Raw genomic sequence first — 17,383 nt, 5'->3', positions numbered from 1 at the left:
ACCGAGTGACCGCAGAAGCCGAGAAAGGCCCGAAAACGCAGCAATCAGCGCATCAGTGGGCGGTCCAGCCGCCGTCGAGGACCATCGACGTCCCGGTCATGAACGACGCCTGCGGCGAGCAGAGATGGGCCACCGCCTCGGCGACCTCCTCGGGTTCGATGAGCCGCTTGACGGCGCTGTCCCGCAGCATCACCTGAGCCAGCACCTCTTCCTCGGGGATGTCGTGCGCGGCGGCCTGGTCGGCGATCTGCCGTTCGACGAGGGGGGTGCGCACATAGCTCGGGTTCACACAGTTCGAGGTGACGCCGTGCGCGGCGCCCTCCAGAGCGACGGTCTTCGACAGTCCTTCGAGCCCGTGCTTGGCGGTGACGTAGGCGGACTTGTAGGCGGAGGCGCGCAGCCCGTGCACCGACGACACGTTCACGATGCGGCCCCAGTTCTGTCCGTACATGTGCGGCAGCGCGCCGCGGATCAGCCGGAACGGCGCCTCCACCATGAGCGTCAGGACGGTGTGGAACACGTCGGTGGGGAACTCCTCGACGGGGCGCACCAGTTGGATCCCGGCGTTGTTGACGAGGACGTCGGTGCCGGCCGCCGCGGCCTCGGCGGCGTCGAGGTCGGTCAGGTCCAGGACGTACGGCTCGATCCCGGGGGCCGCTTCGGCCAGCGCGTCGAGTCCGGCGGCGTCCCGGTCCACCGCGCGCACTTTGGCGCCCGCGGCGGCGAGGCGCAGGGCGCAGGCCCGGCCGATGCCGCCGGCGGCGCCGGTGACGAGTGCGGTGCGTCCGCCGAGGTCGAGCGGCGCGGCGGAGGGTGCGGTGGCAGGCGTGAGGGGCGTCATGGTCCGCACCCTAGGCAGTCGCTGAGCACCCCCCGATGTGGTCAGAACCCATACTTCACTGCCCGATCATGGCCGCGGACCACGTCGGCCGCTCACGGCTGTGTCGGCGGCCCGTGGGCAGGTCGACCGGGGCGGCGGAGCCCGGTGGTATCGCCCCGTCCGCAGCCGCGACGCCGGACACATCTGGCTGCGGGAGGCCGCCGTTCACGTGGGCCGAAGGCTTTCGGACCACGCTGTCCCTCAGGCTCCGCCGGCCCTGACGAGTCCGGCCTCGTAGGCCATGACGACGAGTTGGGCGCGGTCGCGGGCGCCCAGTTTCGTCATCGCCCGGTTGGCGTGGGTCTTGACGGTGAGCGGGGTGACGAAGAGGCGTTCGGCGATCTCGTCGTTCGACAGGCCCATGGCGACCTGCGTCATCACCTCGCGCTCCCGCGGTGTCAGGGAGGTGAGACGGTCCGACGCCGGGGCACGGTTCGCGTGCGGCTGGGACAGGACCCGGGCGATGAGTTTCTGCGTGGCGGTCGGGGACAGCAGGGCCTCGCCGCCCGCCACCACGCGGATCGCGGCCAGCAGGTCGGGCGGGTCGATGCCCTTGCCGAGGAATCCGCTCGCGCCGGCGTGCAGCGCCTCGAAGACGTAGTCGTCGTCCTCGAAGGTGGTCAGGATCAGGACGCGTACGCCCGCGAGGTCCTCGTCCTCGCCGATGAGGCGGGTGGCGGCGATGCCGTCGGTCTCCGGCATGCGGATGTCCATGAGGATCAGGTCCGCGCGGTGGGTGCGGGCCAGTTCGACGGCGGCCCGGCCGTCCGCGGCCTCGGCCACGACCTCCATGTCCGGCTCGTTGTCGATGAGCAGCCGGAAGGTGCCGCGCAGCAGCGCCTGGTCGTCGGCGAGCAGGATTCGGATGGTCACGCGGCGTCCTTCGGGGTTTCCGGCAGGGGCAGTCGGGCGTGCACGTGGAATCCGCCGTGCGGTGCGGGTCCGGCGGTGAGGGTGCCGCCGAAGGCGGTGGCGCGCTCTCTCATGCCGATGAGTCCGTGGCCGGTGCCGGGACCCTGCTTCGCGGTGCCATGGCCGTCGTCGGCCACCTCGATCTCCAGTGTGCGTTCGCCGTAGGTGAGCGTGACCTCGGTGAGGGAGGCCCTGGCGTGCTTGTGGGTGTTGGTGAGCGCTTCCTGGACGATGCGGTAGGCGGCCAGGTCCGTGGCGGGGGCGAGTTGTCGGGGCGTGCCGTCGCGGGTCACCCGGATGTGCTGGCCCGTCTGCCGGAATCCGTCCACGAGACCGTCCAGGTCGTCCAAGCCGGGGGTCGGTGCGAGGGAAAGAGGTGTGTCGTCGTCCGAGTAGCGCAGCAGTCCGACCGTGGCCCGGAGTTCGTCCAGGGCCGATCGGCTGGTCTCCTTGATGGCGCCCAGCGCCCGGTAGGCCTTCTCGGCGTCGGTGCGTACGAGGTGCTGGGCGACGCCCGCCTGGGCGTTCACCAGGGTGATGTGGTGGGCGACGACGTCGTGCAGTTCACGGGCGATGCGCACGCGTTCCTCGGTGACCCGGCGACGCGCTTCCGCTTCGCGGGTCTCCTCGGCGTGCAGGGCCCGTGCCTCGATCGACGCGAGCCGTTCGCGGCGCACGCGCACGACGACGCCGAGGCCGGTGGCCAGCATCAGCAGGTCGAACCAGAGCAGCATGTCGCCGCTGACCGCGGCCGGGCGGGCGAGCACCGTTCCGGCGGCGGAGAGGGTCGCCGCGGCGATGGCGCCGGAGATCCACGCGATGCGCCCGGGGCGCAGCAGGCCCACGGTGTAGAGGGCGACGATGGCCGGTACGGCGACCATGGCGCTGTTCTCGCCGACCGTCACCTGGGTGATCTGCGCGGCGACGACCGCGGCCACCACCTGGACCGGCCATCGGTAGCGCAGCAGCAGGGGCAGGCAGCTGAGGGCCACCCAGGCCACGCCCGCCATGCTCGGCCGGTGCCAGTGGCCCCCGCCGGCGAAGGCGGTCGCGGGTACCGCCGCGAGCGTGATCACCAGAGGCGGTGTCACGTCCCTGACCCCGGTGTGGGCGGCCAGCCACTCGCGCCAGCGCTTTTCCATGTCCTGCACTCCTTCACCGTACGTACTGCGGGCCGGGCCACGACGTCGCGTCGTCGCCCGGCCCTGCTGCGCCGGACCCCGGCGCGGGGGTTACAGCCGCACGGATTCGGTGCCTGCCCGGTCGCCGTCGGGCGTCTGGGGCGTGGGCGGAGCGGCGGACCGGCGGGCCAGGGCCTCGCCCTCGATGTCGACCTTGGGCAGGAGGCGTCCCAGCCACTTCGGGAGCCACCAGGCGTGCCGGCCGAGCAGCGCGAGGACGGCCGGTACGAAGGCCATGCGCACGACGAACGCGTCGAACAGGACGGCGATGGCGAGCCCGAAACCGATCATCTTGATCATGGATTCGCCGGCGCCGACGAATCCGGAGAACACGGCGATCATGATGAGCGCGGCGGCCACCACCACGCGGGCGCTGTGCCGGAACCCGGACTCGACCGCCTGCCGGGGCCGCTCCCCGTGGGCGTGCGCCTCCCGCATCCGTGAGACCAGGAACACCTCGTAGTCCATGGCGAGTCCGAAGACGATGCCGACCAGGAAGATCGGCATCAGGCTCATGATCGGGCCGGTCTGCTGCACGCCCAGGAGCCCGGCGAGCCAGCCCCACTGGAAGACCGCGACGACCGCGCCGAGGGACGCCAGCACCGACAGGAGGAAGCCGGCGGCCGCCTTGAGGGGGACGAGGACCGACCGGAAGACGATCATCAGGAGCAGGATGGCCAGCCCGATCACGAGGGCGAGGTAGGGGATCAGCGCGTCCTGGACCTTCTGGGCGATGTCGATGTTCATCGCGGTGCTGCCGGTGACCTTGAAGGTCGCACCGGTCGTCTTCTCGGTGGCGGGGCGTTCCGCCCTGATGGTCTTGACGAGGTTCTTGGTCTGCTCGGCGGTGGGGCTGGTCGACGGGGTCGCGGAGAACATGGCGGTGTCGCCCGCGTCGTTGAACCGGGCCGGGGTGACGGAGACGATCCCGTCGGTGCCCTTGATCTCCCGGCTGATCGTGGAGACGGCCGCCTTCGCGTCGTCGGCTCCCCGGGCGTCCACGACGATGGTCAGGGGGCCGTTGAACCCGGGGCCGAAGGCCGCGGCGAGGTCGTCGTAGGCGCGGCGCTCGGTGGTGGACGTCGACTGGGCCTCCGCGCCCGGCATGCCCAGTTGGAGGTCCTTGGCCGGGAGCGCGATCGCGCCGAGTGCCGCGACGGAGGCGAGGAGGACCAGCAGCGGGCGGCGCAGGACGAAGCGGGCCCAGCGGCTGCCGCCGTTGTCCCTGCTGCCGCCTTCTGTCGCGGGGCGGCTCTTGCGGGAGCGGCGGGAGAGGACCGCGTTCGGCCAGAAGCCGAGCAGCGCGGGGACGAGGGTCAGCGCGATGAGCACGCTGATGACGATGGCGCCCGCGGCGGCCAGACCCATCTTGGTCAGCATCGGGATGCCGACCACGGAGAGCCCCGCCAGGGCGATCACGACGGTCATGCCCGCGAAGACCACGGCGGACCCGGCGGTTCCGGCGGCGATGGCGGCCGCTTCCTGCGGCACGTGGCCCTTGGCCCGCTCCTCGCGGTAGCGGGACACGATGAACATCGCGTAGTCGATGCCGCAGGCCAGGCCCAGCATGCTGGCGAGGGTGCCGGTGGTGGAGGACAGGCCGAGTGCGCTGCCCAGGGCCGTGACCGCGGCCATGCTCACGCCGACGCCGAGGATCGCCGTCAGCAGCGGGAGCCCGGCGGCGGCGAGCGAACCGAAGGTGATGAGCAGGACGACGGCGGCAAGGACGATGCCGATGACCTCGGACGACCCGCCGGCCTCGGTCTGGGCCGACAGAACGTCTCCGCCCGCCTCCACGGTCAGGCCCGCGTCCCTGGCGTCGTCGACCGCGTCCTCGAGAGAGGACTTGCCGGCATCGCTCAGGTCGGCGGAAGCCACCTTGTAGGTCACGGTCGCGTACGCGGTCGAGCCGTCGTCGCTCACCGTGCCCGCGGTAAACGGGCTCACCGCCCCGGAGACCTGCGGGGAACTGTGAGCGGCCTCGTCGACGAACTCCGTGATCGCCGCCTTGTTCGCGGCGGCGGTGACCTGCTGCCCGTCAGGGGCCACGAACACGATGCGGGCGCTCGCCCCGTCGGCCGCCGCGCCGGGGTAGCGCTGCTGGATCAGGTCGAACGCCTGCTGGGCCTCGATGCCCGACATGGCGTGGGAGTCGTCGGGCGCGGCGGGCGCCAGCACGGCGCCCACACCGACGGCCGCCAGGATCGCAGCCCACGCCAGGGCGAAACGCCATCGCCGCCAGAAGGCCAGCCGCGCCAGTCGGTAGAGAAATGTAGCCACGGGGAGATGTCTCCAGAGTCGGCGTCGAGGAATTCGGGTCTCCTCGACCCTCCTCGACCGCCGGTCTCACGTCGTCGCCCCAGCGCAGACATCCGGATCTACTACGAACGCGGCAGACGCAGGCCCTGCCGGCTCACGACTCCGGGCCGCTCGCCCCAGGACCAGGACCAGGACCAGGGCCGGTGCCGGGGCCAGGGCTGGTGGTGCGACGTTCGGTGGGCCCGGTCGCGGTCATGTCGAGCAGGAGCAGGGCGTCGTGGTCGGGGCTGCCGGGTTCGGCGGTGTAGACCCCGATGCGTTGGCCGGGGGTTCCCTCGACGTGCAGGGACTGTGAGGTGAGGGTGACCGGTCCGACCTGCGGGTGCTGGAAGACCTTCTGCGCGGGCTTGCGGCCGGTGACCTCGTAGCGTTCCCACAGGCCCGCGAAGTCCGGGCTCTTGAGGAGGAGTTCGCCGACGAGGTGAGTGAGGTCGGGGGCGTCGGGGGCGGTACCGGCGACGGCGCGCAGCCGGGCGACGCAGTGGGTGATCTGCCGGTCCCAGTCGGGGAAGAGATCGCGGGCCGCGGGGTGCAGGAAGAGGTAGCGGGCCAGGTTGCGGTGCTTGCCCGGCCAGTCGTCCAGGCCCGCGTACAGGGCGAGGCCGCCGGGATTCCAGGCGAGCAGGTCCATGCTGCGGCTGATGACGTAGGCGGGGTTCGGGCGCAGCGACTCCAGCAGCAGCTTCAGGTGGGGTCGGACGGTGCGGCTGGGCGCGGGCGGCGGTTCGGACACGTAGCGGGCGGCGCGGGCGGCGAGCTCACGCAGATGCTGGTGTTCCTGGTCGTCCATGCGCAGAGCGCGGGCGAGGGAGTCGAGGACGGCGGGGCTGGGGCGGGTCTCCTTGCCGCGCTCCAGGCGCACGTAGTAGTCGATGCTGATCCCGGCCAGGGTGGCCAGCTCCTCGCGGCGCAGCCCGGGGGTGCGGCGGATGCCGGCGCCGACGGTGAGGCCGGCGTGCTGGGGGCTGGTCTGGGTGCGGCGGGCGCGGAGGTAGCGGCCCAGCTCGGCGCCCTCACCGTGCGCGCTTGTCGATGCCATGACGCCAGTCTCACCCGCCGGGCAGCCGCCGCGCAGGGCAGAGGGGGGCCCTGTCATTACCCCGAAGAGCCCGCCCTGCCACAGCGGCGCGATCGGGGCGAGGGTGGAAGCACAGGACGCCGGCCCCTCGCCGCCGACCGGCACGACCTGCCGGGCCGGGCGAGAGTGAGAGGCCGGGCGACATTACGGATCGGAAGAAGCCGAGATGCGGTACATCGAGCTGCGTGACCTGGAGGTTTCCCGGACAGGTCTGCCGCCCGCCGCGGGCGACGCCCACAGTTCGGCCCGGGCTCGGCTGCTCGAACGCTGATCCCGTCCCACCCGGCACGCCGCGCCCCGCGCGCGTGTGCCACCTCAACCCTCGTTTGGAGTAACAGCTCTCATGCGTGCAGCCGTGATGTACGGAGCCGGCGACGTCCGCGTCGAGGACCGGCCCGACCCGAAGATCGTGAAGCCGACCGACGCGGTGGTACGCACGCTGGCCGCGTGTGTGTGCGGCAGCGATCTGTGGCCCTACGCCTCGATGCCCGCGACCCGCACCGGCCGCCCCATGGGCCACGAGTTCCTCGGCGTCGTCGAGGAGACCGGTGCGGACGTGACCGGCCTGAGGACCGGTGACCTGGTCGTCGCCCCGTTCACCTACAGCGACAACACCTGCGACTACTGCGCCAAGGGCCTGCACATCTCGTGCCGCAACGGCGGCCGGTACGGCTTCGAGGGCGTCGACGGCGGGCAGGGCGAAGCCGTCCGCGTCCCGTACGCCGACGGCACCCTGGTCAAGCTCCCGGTGGCCGCGGACTCCGCGCTGCTGCCGTCCCTGCTGGCCCTGTCCGACGTGATGACGACCGGCCACCACGGCGCCGTCACCGCCGGGGTCACCCACGGGGACACCGTCCTCGTCGTCGGGGACGGCGCGGTCGGCCTCTGCGCGGTCATCGCAGCGAAGCGGCTCGGCGCCGAGCGGATCGTGCTCGCAGGCCGCCACGAGAGCCGTACCGGCCTGGGCCGCCACTTCGGCGCGACCGACGTCGTCGCGGCACGCGGCGAGGAGGGCGTCGCCCGCATCCGCGAGCTGACCGGCGGCGTGGACAAGGTCGTCGAGGCCGTCGGCACCCGCCCGGCCCTCGACACCGCCATCGGCGCGGTCCTGGACGGCGGCACCATCAGCCGTCTCGGCGTCCCCCAGTACGAGCAGGGGCCCATCGGCCCTGCCGAGTTCATGCGGAACATCACCCTGACCGGCGGCGCCAGCCCCGCCCGCGCCTACATCGAGCAGCTGCTGCCCGACGTCCTGGACGGCACCATCGCCCCCGGCCGCGTCTTCGACCGGACCTTCAGCCTCGACCAGACTCCGGACGCCTACCGGGCCATGGCCGACCGTCAGGTCCTCAAGGCCCTCGTCCGCCCCTGACCACCGGCCTACTGGACTGCATGACGGAAAGCGCACTCCGACGGGACCGATGCCGTCGGCCCTGCCCGGGGCCGACGGCGGCGCCCCGCCCGGACCGATCCCGTTTGCCCGACTGGAGGCGGGGCAGGCGAAGTGGAGTGCTTGGGACCACAGGCGCAGCCGCGGGAGCAGTGTGCCCGGACGCCGGTCCACGTGCCTCTCGCGGTGACATCCTTGGCCGCACGTCTTGAGGAGCACTCCCTGATGGCGACGCGTCACTCGCACGACGACGCCCCTGACACCCAGCAGACCTTCGAACGTCTCGCCCAGGCGGATTCGGGGCCCGAACACGACTTGTTGAGCACGGAACTCGTCGAAGCATGGCTGCCCATGGCTCACCGCATCGCCGGCCGCTTCCGCAACAAGGGCGAGAACCAGGACGACCTGAGGCAGGTCGCGGCGATGGGCCTGGTCAAGGCCGTCGACCGCTACGATCCCGAGCGCGGCGCCTTCGTGCCGTACGCCGTGCCGACCATCACCGGCGAACTGCGCCGCCACTTCCGCGACCACACCTGGGACGTGCGCGTGCCCCGACGCGTGCAGGACCTGCGGAACCAGGTCCGCAGCACCCGCCGCGAGCTGATGGACCGGCCCGGCCGCCACCGCGAGCCCGACATCGAGGAGATCGCCGCGGGGGCCGGTCTGACCCTCGACGAGGTCCGTACCGGTCTTGGGGCACTGGAGAGCTACAGCGCCCTGTCACTGGACGCCGAAGTCGGCGCGTCCGACGACGAGTTCAGCTTGACGGACACGCTCGGCGAAGCCGAGCCCGGCTACGACCTCGTGACCGACCGCGAAGCCGCCAAGGACGGCCTCAAGCACCTCGCCGAACGCGAGCGGACCATCCTCTACCTGCGCTTCTTCGAGGACATGACGCAGGCGAACATCGCCGAGCGGCTGGGCATCTCCCAGATGCACGTGTCCCGTCTGATCACGCGCAGCTGCGCACAGGTCCGCGAGTACGCCGACGGCCCGGCGGCAGAACGGCAAGCCGCCTGAGTTCCGGTGCGGGCGACCGGCGCCGGCTCCGGACTGCCTTCAGCCGACCTTCGGGCCGTGCCGCAGCGAGGCGCGGACGCTGAAGGAGTGGCCGGCCGGGTCCGCGTACAAGCGGGCCCTGGTCGGGCCACCGCGGCCCGTCGCCTCGATCGGTGTGCCGCCCAGGGCCACGATGCGGCGCTCGAGTTCGTCGAGATCATCGGCTGCGACCAGGAAGTCGACATGGGCCTGGAGCGAGTCCTCGGGCCGGGGCCAGCTGGGCGGGGTGGCGTTGAGATCGCGGCGGAACCCCATGCGCAGCCCGCTCGGCGACTCGATGTCGATGCGGTCCGCGGTGGCCTCGGGGCACAGCTCGGCCTCCAGCAACTTCACGTAGAAATCGGCGAGTTCCTCGGGTTCCGAGCAGTCCAGCACGATCGCGCCCGTGGTGATCAGTCCCATGTCCCCTCCTTGGCTTGCGCACCGGGTCCGCGGCCGGAGGCCGACGAAGCGACTTCCGCCTCCGGGACCACAGATCATGTACCCAGCCCCTGTGCCCACACGCCTTCGGTGTGCACCGGCGGGCGATGAGAACGCCGAACGGCCAGGAAGGAGGCGCTAGCCTTCACAGGTGCAGACACGCTCGCAGGACAAAGACCCACATCAATGGGCTGCCGTGCTCGTCGCGTCCTCCGCCGGTGGCATCGAGGGCCTCGGCACACTCCTGGGCGGGCTGCCGACCGGCCTCTCGGTTCCGGTACTGGTGGCCCAGCACCTGAACCGCTCCCGCGAGACGCACATCGTGAGCATCCTGCAGCGCTCCACCGGCCTGCCGGTCACCCTCGCCGAGGACGGGCAGCACGCCGAGGCGGGCACGGTGTACATCGCGCCGCCCGACCATCACCTGTGCGTCCGGGCCGGAGGCATGCTCGCCCTGACCCGTGAGGAGCGGGTCAACGCCGCCCGCCCGGCCGCCGACCCCCTCTTCGAATCAGCGGCCCAGATCCTCGGCCCCGGGATCGTCGCCTGTGTCCTGAGCGGCTCGGACGGCGACGGCGCCCACGGGGTGGAAGTGGTCAAGGCCCGCGGCGGCATCGTCGTCGTACAGGACCCCGCGACGGCCGACTTCCACGGCATGCCCAGAGCCGCGATCCGTACAGGACAGGTGGACTTCGTGCTGCCGCTCGAAGCCATCGCGCCGGCGATCGTCGATCTCCTGCGGCAGAGTGTCGATCAAGCGCCCGGCCCGGGGCAGCTCCCCTCCGCGTAGCCCGTATGCGAACGGACCGCTACCCGTCCTCCGAGCGCCGCCCGGGACGTCTCACACCGCCGACGAACCACTCTCGAACCATGTCGGCCCGTCCTGCGCGGCCTGCTTGATCCTGAACGTGCCGTGCTCGTCCAGCGGCGGCAGGGCGTCCAGTTCGAACCAGCCGACTTCGAGCGACTCGTCGTCGTTGACCCGGGCCTCGCCGCCGGTGGCACGGCACAGGAACGTGATGTCCATGAACTGGCACTGGTCGCCGTTGGGATAGGTGATCGGGCTCTTCGTGGCCTGGACGAGGACGACGCGCTCGGCGACGCACTCGACCCCGGTCTCCTCGAACACCTCGCGCGTGGCGACGTCCGCGGGCTGCTCGCCCGGCTCGGCGATGCCCGCCGGCACGGCCCAGCGGCCGGTGTCGGTGCGGCGGCCGAGCAGCACCCGACCCTGGCCGTCGAAGACGACGGCGGTGACGCCGGGCAGGTAGAGGAGCTGGTGGCCCGCCGTGGCGCGGATGGCGCGGATGTATTCAGGGGTAGCCATACGCGCGACCCTAACCGTTCGCCGGTTCGCTGTTCGATCGGGTGGTGGCTCCGCGTCCCCTGCGGGAGCGGACGACCGCCCAGGCCAGCCCGCCGGCGCCGAGAGCGGTCAGCAGCACCTCGGGCAGGACACCCACACGCGTGGCCAGGGTCTTGGTGGTCCGCCTGGGAACCTCGGCGATCAGGGTGTCCGCCTCGAACATGCCGGTCTTCTGGGCGATGGAGCCGTCGGGGCGGATGACGGCGCTGACGCCGCTGGTCACCGGGACCATGACGGCGCGGCCGTGCTCCACGGCGCGCACCCGGTCCATGGCGAGCTGCTGGTAGGTCATCTGGCTGCGCTCGAAGGTGGCGTTGTTGCTCGGCACGGACAGGATCTCGGCGCCCTCGTCGACCTGGTCGCGGACCACGTCGTCGAACGCGGCCTCGTAACAGGTGACGTTGCCGATCTTGGTGCCCGCCATGTCGAAGACGACGGCCTTGTCACCGGGGACGAAGTTGCCCGCCCGGTCGACGTCCTTGCTGAAGATCCGGAAGAAACTGCGGTACGGCATGTACTCGCCGAAGGGCTGCAGGTGCCGCTTGTTGTACGTGGCGCCGGGACCGGTCTTCGGGTCCCAGAGGATCAGCTGGTTACGTGCGTTGCCGTCCTTGTCGGTGACGACGGCGCCGACCGAGATCGGGGCGCCGACCGCCGTGGCGGCCTTCTGGATCTCGTCGTAGGCGTCCATGTTCACGTACGGGTCGATGTCGGAGGAGTTCTCCGGCCACAGCACCAGGTCGGGCTTCTCGACCGTGCCCGCCTTTATCCTGGCGGCGAGCTTCATGGTCTCGCGCACGTGGTAGTCGAGCACGGCCCGGCGCTGGGAGTTGAAGTCGAGGCCCATGCGCGGCACGTTGCCCTGGATGAGCGCCACGCGCGCCGTGCCGTTCTCGGCGTCGTTCGACACGAGCGGCATGGCGGCGACTCCGGCGATCACCGGCGCGACGGCGCACACGGCCGCGACGGCCACGCCCCGGTCGCGGAGCAGACGGGCGCCGCTCTCGCTCCGTGATCCGCTCCCGCTCGGTGCCGCGGCCTCATCGGTGGTCTTGTCGGCTGCGAGGGCCCTGTCCGCGTCGCGCACCTTCTTGAGGTGCAGTACGCGGAGTACGAATCCGCCCAGACCGAAGCCGCAGAGCACCACGCCGAAGCCGAGCAGCGGGGTGCCGCCCAGCGAGGCGAGCGGCAGGAACACGCCGCTGGGCTGCCCGAAGGCGACCTTGCCCCAGGGGAACCCGCCGAACGGGAACCGGGCGCGCAGCGCCTCGTCGGCGACCCACACACCGCTCGCCCACAGCGGCCACAGCGGCAGCCGCGACACGTAGGCGATGCCCAGGCCGGCCAGCGCGAGGATCAGGGCCTCGGCGGCGGCGAGCGCCAGCCACGGCAGCGGGCCCACGTCCACGCCCGTCCAGGACAGCAGCGGCACCAGGTAGGCGAGCCCGAAGACGAGGCCGAGGCCGAATCCGGCCCGCAGCCGCCGCCCGTGCACGGCGATGCCGAACAGCGCGAACGCCAGCGGCGCGAGCCACGGCAGTTCGCGCGGCGGGAAGGTGACGTACAGGAGAAGCCCGGCGATCGCCGCGAGGACGACCGGTGCGAACCGTCGCAGGCGAAAGCGGCGTGCGGGCTGCGCGTCGGGCTCGTCGGACGGGGCGACGGGAGGTGCGGTGGCGGTCACCCGGGGAGTGTACGGCGCACTGCTGTCACGCAGGTCGGCCGGGCTTCGGGGGCGCCCGGCGAACACGTCGGCCCTGCCCCGCCCGCACGGGAGCGGTGACTGCCACAGTCACCACGGTCGGGTCCGGTGCGGTGGCGATGCGCGAGGCGCTCATCATGTCCTCCTCGTCCCTCAGCAGATACGGGGCAATTGCTCTCCCTGCGGCATGTCGACGAGGCGTCCCGCGCCGACCAGCGTCCGCAGCTCCACCCGCCCGGCCGGTCCGGGCGCGGCGGATCCCAGCCGTACCGCTTCCGTGCCCTCCGGCAGCGTGCGCAGGGCGTCGAGGGCGGCGTCCGCGGTCTCCGGGGCGACGAACGCCACCAGGCAGCCCTCGTTGGCGACGACCAGCGGATCCAGTCCCAGCAAGTCGCAGGCGGCGCCGACCGCCTCGGGCACGGGCAGCGCGCGCTCCTCGATCGTGACGCCGATGCGGGCGTCCCGCGCGATCTCGTTCAGCGCCGCCGCGAGTCCGCCGCGGGTGGGGTCGCGCAGTGTGTGCACGGACTCGCCGAACGGGGCGAGCGCGGTGACGAGCCGGTGGAGGGGGCGGGTGTCGGAGGCGATGCTCGTCTCGAAGCCGAGCCCCTCGCGGGTGGAGAGGATGGTGGTGCCGTGCAGGCCGATGGGTCCCGAGAGCAGAACCGCGTCGCCCGGGCGGGCGCGGGCGACGGACGGGGTGAGGCCGGGGATGCGGCGGCCGATGCCTGTGGTGGTGAGGAACAGCCGGTCGGCAGCGCCGCGTCCGACGACTTTGGTGTCGCCCGTGAGGACGGGCACGCCGACGTCACGGGCGGCCTTGCCCGCGGACTCCAGCGCGCCGCGCAGTTCCTCCAGCGCCAGGCCTTCCTCGGCGATGACGGCGACGGCGAGCGCGATCGGCAGGGCGCCGCGCATGGCGAGGTCGTTGACGGTGCCGTGCACGGCGAGGGATCCGATGTCGCCGCCCGGGAAGACGAGCGGGTCGACGACGAACGAGTCGGTGGAGAGGGCCAGGTCACTGTCGCCGGGCAGCAGCGCGGCGTCCTCCAGCGCGCCGTCCTGCGACGCGCCCAGGGCGGGCAGGACGAGCTCGCGCAGCAGTTCGGCGGACATCCGGCCGCCCGCGCCGTGCCCCAGGAGGAGCGTCTCGCGGTCGTGGCCCGGGGGCGGGCAGGCGAGGGTCATGGCGCGCTCCTCACGGTCGTGGCGTCGTCGCGGTCGGCGGTGCGGCGGCGCCCCGCCGAGTGGAACGCCGCGCAGGTCCCTTCCGTGGAGACCATGGGGGCGCCGAGTGGCGTGCGGGGTGTGCAGCGGGTGCCGTAGGCCGGGCAGTCGGTGGGCAGCGCGGCGCCGGTGAGGACGGCGCCCGCGATGCACTCCGGGTCCTCGACCGGGTGGAGTCCGTCGACCTCGAAGCGGCCGGCCGCGTCGAACCGGGCGTACTCCGGGGCGAGTTCGAGACCGCTGTCCTCGATGAGGCCGATGCCGCGCCAGGCGCGGTCGGTGACGCGGAAGACCTTCGCGAGGGTCTCCTGCGCCGTGGTGTTGCCGTCGCGGCGCACGGCACGCGCGTACTGGTTCTCGACGATGTGCCGCCCCTCCTCCAGCTGGGTCACGGCCATCAGGACGCCTTCCAGGAGGTCGAGCGGCTCGAACCCGGTGACGACGACGGGGACCCGGTAGTGGTCGGCGAGGGGTTCGTAGGCGCGCCAGCCCATGACCGCGCAGACGTGCCCGGCCGCGAGGAACGCCTGCACCTCGCAGTCCGGGTCGTCGAGCAGTGCGGTCATCGCGGGCGGCACGAGGACGTGGCTGACGAGGACGGTGAAGTTGGTCAGGCCGAGCCGGGCCGCGTGCAGCACGGCCATGGCGTTCGCGGGGGCGGTGGTCTCGAAGCCGACGGCGAGGAACACCACCTGCCGGTCGGGCAGCCGCGCGGCGAGCCGGACGGCGTCCATGGGGGTGTAGACGACACGGACGTCCGCGCCGCGGGCGCGCAGCGACAGCAGGTCGGTGGTGGAACCGGGGACACGCAGCATGTCGCCGAAGCTGGTGAACACGGTGCCCGGCGTGGCGGCGATCGCCATGGCCCGGTCGAGCGTCTCCAGCGGGGTGACGCAGACCGGGCAGCCGGGGCCGTGGATCATACGGATGCCGGCGGGCAGGAGTTCGTCGATGCCCTGGCCGACCAGGGTGTGCGTCTGCCCGCCGCACACCTCCATGATCCGCCAGGGGCGGGTGGCCGTGGCCGTCAGCTCCACGATCAGCCGCCGGGCCAGGACCGGGTCGCGGTACTCCGCCAAGTACCTCATCAGGTGGCCGCCGCCGGTCCGGCGAAGTCCATCCGGACGTCGACGACCCCCTCGACGGCTCGTGCGAGGCGGGCGGCGACGGGCACCAGGTTGCGATTGCCCAGTGCGCCGCCGAAGGTGACCACGCCGTCGGTGACGGTGACGGTGACGGGCGCGTCGGGGAAGAGGTACGCGGCCACGGTGCGGCGCACCTCCTCGGCGATGTCCTCGTCGGAGCGGAGGAACACTTTCAGCAGGTCGGAGCGGCTGACGATGCCTTCGAGCATGCCCTCGGTGCCGACGACGGGCAGCCGCTTCACCCGGCGGTGGGCCATGATGCGGGCCGCCTCGGAGAGGGTGGCGTCGGGGCGCACGCACACGGCGGGACTGGTCATGAGCTCGCCGGCGCTGACGGCGCCGGCCTTGGCCAGATCGGACAGGCGGTGCAGTTGCTCGCGCCGGTCGGGGTCGGCGTCGCGGAACTCCTCCTTGGGCAGCAGGTCTGCCTCGGAGACGACACCGACGACGCGGCTCTCGCCCTCCAGGACCGGGACGGCGCCGACCTTCCACTGGTCCATGAGTTCGACGATGTCCTTGAAGAGGGCGTCGCGGCCGACGGCCACGACGGTGTGGGTCATGACGTCACTGACGGTGTGCGGGCTGACGCTCACGGCAGCCTCCTCGGGGGCGGTGGTACTCGCTCGACGGTGAGGTCGAGGAAGTGGGTGGAGCAGGAGATGCACGGATCGTGGTTGCGGATGATCCGTTCGCACAGGTGCGTGAGTTCGGCGTCGTCGGCCGCGGCCCGGGGGCCGTCCTGAGCGCGCAGGCGCTGTTCGACGACGCGCCGCAGGTCCTCCTCGATGGCGCCCTGGTTCTGCGCGGTGGGCGGCACGAGGCGGGCGTCGGTGACGATGCCGTCGGCTTCGAGGACGTAGCGGTGGTAGAGCGTGCCGCGCGGGGCCTCGGTGGCGCCGTGCCCGGTCCCCGCGCGGGGGGTCACGTCGACGAAGGGCCGGGCGGGCGGTTCGTAGGCGTCGATGAGGCGCAGGGCCTCGTCGACCGCGTACACGGTCTCGACGGCGCGGACGAGGATGCTGCGGAAGGGGTTGCGGCACTCGGCACCGAGCCCGGCCTCCTGTGCCGCCTGCCGGGCGACCGTGGACAGCGCGGGGCCGTTGATCGCGTACCGGGCGAGGGAGCCGGTGAGGTGGCGGCGCCCGCGCAGGGTGGCGTGCAGGGCGGTGGAGTGCGGGACCTGTTCCTCGACGACCTCATGGGTGAAGTCGCGCAGTGCGAACCGGCGCAGGCTGCCGCCTCGCCGGGTGAGCACGGTGGGGGTTCCGCGCTCGATGGCGTACGTGCCCGGTTCGGACAGGGCGAGGAGGTCGTGGTCGCAGTCGGCGTCCGGGAAGTCGAATCCGGCGGTCCAGCGGACGGTGGCCCAGGCGTCGTCGAGCGCGCGCCGCAACCGCTCGGCGAGGGGCTCCAGTTCGGCCTTGGCGGGCGCCCGGTGGAAGCCGCCGACGCGGACGTTGACCGGGTGGATCGCGCGCCCGCCGAGCTGTTCGAGAAGGACGTTGCCGGCTTGCTTCAGGCGCAGTCCCCGCTCGACGTCGGCGCGGTGGGTGCGGGCCAGGTCGACGGCGCCGTCCCGGCCGAGGAAGTCGGGGGCGTGCAGCAGATAGATGTGCAGGGTCTGGCTCTCGATCCACTCGCCGCAGTACAGCAGCCTGCGCAACCCCCTTATGTCGTCGGGCACTTCTACTCCGCACGCGTCCTCGATCGCCGCACAGGCGCTCATCTGGTAGGCGACGGGACAGATGCCGCACACGCGGGCCGTGATGTCGGGCGGTTCGGTGTGGGCGCGGCCGCGCAGGAACGCCTCGAAGAATCGCGGGGGTTCGTAGATCCGCAGCCGGGCCGAGGTGACGTCGGCGCCGTCCACCGTGAGGTGCAGGGCGCCTTCGCCCTCGACGCGGGCGAGTGAGCCGACGTGCAGGACACGGGTTCCGCGGTGTGTCACGACCTCGGCTCCTTCGCGAAGGCGGCCACGTTGAAGGTGCTCAGTAAGCGCTCGGTCGCCGGGTCGTCGAGCCCGTCGCGGTGCAGTACGGGGATCAGCGCGGGCAGATTCACCGTGCCCGCCGGGCCGAAGCAGCCGTAGCAGCCACGCCCGTACGCGGGGCACAGCGCGCCGCATCCCGCGTGGGTCACCGGCCCGAGGCAGGGCGTGCCGTGGGCGACGGTGACACAGACGGTGCCGCGCCGCTTGCACTCGAAACAGACACTGTGATCGGGGATGTCGGGCTTGCGTCCGGCCAGGAACGCCGTGATCACTTCCAGGAGTTGGCGGCGGTCGACCGGGCAGCCGCGCAGCTCGAAGTCGACCTCGACGTGGGCGGAGACCGGCGTGGAGGTGGCGAGGGTGTCGAGGTACTCGGGGCGGGCGTAGACGACGCGCCGGTATTCCTCGACGTCGGCGGTGTCGCGCAGCGCCTGGATGCCGCCCGCGGTGGCGCAGGCCCCGATGGTGACCAGATGCCGTGCGGCGGCGCGGATCTCTCGGATGCGGGCGGCGTCGGCCGCCGACGTGATCGAGCCTTCGACCAGCGCGAGGTCGTAGGGGCCGGGCCGCACCGCGCCGGAAGCCTCCAGGAAGTGGGCGATCCGCACTTTCCCCGCCAGGGCGAGGAGTTCGTCCTCGCAGTCGAGCAGGGTGAGCTGACAGCCGTCGCAGGAGGCCAGCTTGAAGACGGCCAGCGAGGGTGTGCCCATCGGG

16 protein-coding genes are annotated in these 17,383 nt (G+C 72.3%); 3 read left to right on the top strand and 13 right to left on the bottom strand.

The features are described from left to right. Positions 1-52: 52 nt before the first annotated feature. The 5 genes from ACFVDP_RS23935 to ACFVDP_RS23915 form a co-directional block, all read right to left on the bottom strand. A complete protein-coding gene (locus ACFVDP_RS23935) occupies positions 53-841 on the bottom strand; it encodes a 3-hydroxybutyrate dehydrogenase (protein WP_383492977.1) in 789 nt (262 codons plus the stop codon). A 240-nt stretch (positions 842-1,081) separates the two neighbouring features. Then, positions 1,082-1,753, bottom strand: coding sequence for a response regulator (locus ACFVDP_RS23930; RefSeq protein WP_383492974.1), 672 nt, complete (start codon positions 1,751-1,753; stop codon positions 1,082-1,084). Continuing rightward, the gene (locus ACFVDP_RS23925; RefSeq protein WP_383492971.1) at positions 1,750-2,934 is read right to left on the bottom strand and encodes a sensor histidine kinase; all 1,185 of its coding nucleotides are present in this window, start codon (positions 2,932-2,934) and stop codon (positions 1,750-1,752) included. The genes ACFVDP_RS23930 and ACFVDP_RS23925 overlap by 4 nt, the downstream gene beginning before the upstream one ends. Positions 2,935-3,024: 90 nt before the next feature. Further along, complete coding sequence (locus ACFVDP_RS23920) at positions 3,025-5,253, bottom strand: MMPL family transporter (protein ID WP_383492968.1); 2,229 nt, start codon at positions 5,251-5,253, stop codon at positions 3,025-3,027. A 133-nt stretch (positions 5,254-5,386) separates the two neighbouring features. Then, positions 5,387-6,331: a helix-turn-helix transcriptional regulator gene (locus tag ACFVDP_RS23915; RefSeq protein WP_383492965.1), complete on the bottom strand. Its 945-nt coding sequence runs from the start codon at positions 6,329-6,331 to the stop codon at positions 5,387-5,389. Positions 6,332-6,713: 382 nt separating this feature from the next. Between ACFVDP_RS23915 and ACFVDP_RS23910 the strand changes: the two genes are divergently transcribed. Beyond that, positions 6,714-7,742, top strand: coding sequence for a zinc-binding dehydrogenase (locus ACFVDP_RS23910; RefSeq protein WP_383492962.1), 1,029 nt, complete (start codon positions 6,714-6,716; stop codon positions 7,740-7,742). 243 nt (positions 7,743-7,985) lie between these two features. Beyond that, positions 7,986-8,780: a SigB/SigF/SigG family RNA polymerase sigma factor gene (locus ACFVDP_RS23905; protein WP_383492959.1), complete on the top strand. Its 795-nt coding sequence runs from the start codon at positions 7,986-7,988 to the stop codon at positions 8,778-8,780. A gap of 39 nt (positions 8,781-8,819) precedes the next feature. Here ACFVDP_RS23905 and ACFVDP_RS23900 read toward each other — a convergent pair whose 3' ends face one another. Continuing rightward, positions 8,820-9,221 carry a VOC family protein gene (locus tag ACFVDP_RS23900; RefSeq protein ID WP_383492957.1) on the bottom strand — a complete coding sequence of 134 codons (402 nt, stop codon included), beginning with the start codon at positions 9,219-9,221 and terminating at the stop codon, positions 8,820-8,822. Positions 9,222-9,390: 169 nt separating this feature from the next. Between ACFVDP_RS23900 and ACFVDP_RS23895 the strand changes: the two genes are divergently transcribed. Further along, the gene (locus tag ACFVDP_RS23895) at positions 9,391-10,029 is read left to right on the top strand and encodes a chemotaxis protein CheB (RefSeq protein ID WP_383492954.1); all 639 of its coding nucleotides are present in this window, start codon (positions 9,391-9,393) and stop codon (positions 10,027-10,029) included. A gap of 51 nt (positions 10,030-10,080) precedes the next feature. Here ACFVDP_RS23895 and ACFVDP_RS23890 read toward each other — a convergent pair whose 3' ends face one another. The 7 genes from ACFVDP_RS23890 to ACFVDP_RS23860 form a co-directional block, all read right to left on the bottom strand. Next, positions 10,081-10,566 carry an NUDIX domain-containing protein gene (locus tag ACFVDP_RS23890; protein ID WP_383492951.1) on the bottom strand — a complete coding sequence of 162 codons (486 nt, stop codon included), beginning with the start codon at positions 10,564-10,566 and terminating at the stop codon, positions 10,081-10,083. 10 nt (positions 10,567-10,576) lie between these two features. Next, a complete protein-coding gene (gene lnt, locus ACFVDP_RS23885; RefSeq protein ID WP_383492948.1) occupies positions 10,577-12,289 on the bottom strand; it encodes an apolipoprotein N-acyltransferase in 1,713 nt (570 codons plus the stop codon). 171 nt (positions 12,290-12,460) lie between these two features. After that, the gene (gene hypE / locus ACFVDP_RS23880; RefSeq protein ID WP_383492945.1) at positions 12,461-13,495 is read right to left on the bottom strand and encodes a hydrogenase expression/formation protein HypE; all 1,035 of its coding nucleotides are present in this window, start codon (positions 13,493-13,495) and stop codon (positions 12,461-12,463) included. Continuing rightward, positions 13,492-14,622: a hydrogenase formation protein HypD gene (gene hypD / locus ACFVDP_RS23875; RefSeq protein ID WP_383492942.1), complete on the bottom strand. Its 1,131-nt coding sequence runs from the start codon at positions 14,620-14,622 to the stop codon at positions 13,492-13,494. The genes hypE and hypD overlap by 4 nt, the downstream gene beginning before the upstream one ends. Next, entirely contained in the window at positions 14,622-15,272 is a 651-nt protein-coding gene (locus ACFVDP_RS23870) for a CBS domain-containing protein (protein WP_383492938.1), read from the bottom strand. Before ACFVDP_RS23870 ends, hypD begins: the two co-directional genes overlap by 1 nt. Beyond that, a complete protein-coding gene (locus tag ACFVDP_RS23865) occupies positions 15,269-16,627 on the bottom strand; it encodes a Ni/Fe hydrogenase subunit alpha (RefSeq protein WP_383492935.1) in 1,359 nt (452 codons plus the stop codon). Before ACFVDP_RS23865 ends, ACFVDP_RS23870 begins: the two co-directional genes overlap by 4 nt. Further along, positions 16,624-17,379 carry an oxidoreductase gene (locus tag ACFVDP_RS23860; RefSeq protein WP_383492932.1) on the bottom strand — a complete coding sequence of 252 codons (756 nt, stop codon included), beginning with the start codon at positions 17,377-17,379 and terminating at the stop codon, positions 16,624-16,626. Before ACFVDP_RS23860 ends, ACFVDP_RS23865 begins: the two co-directional genes overlap by 4 nt. Positions 17,380-17,383 lie beyond the last annotated feature (4 nt).

Origin of the sequence: Streptomyces sp. NPDC057694, from assembly GCF_042799415.1 — a bacterium.
Taxonomy (GTDB): Bacteria; Actinomycetota; Actinomycetes; order Streptomycetales; family Streptomycetaceae; genus Streptomyces.
Note: the sequence above shows the minus strand (reverse complement) of the source record. Positions and strands in the feature narration are given on the sequence as shown.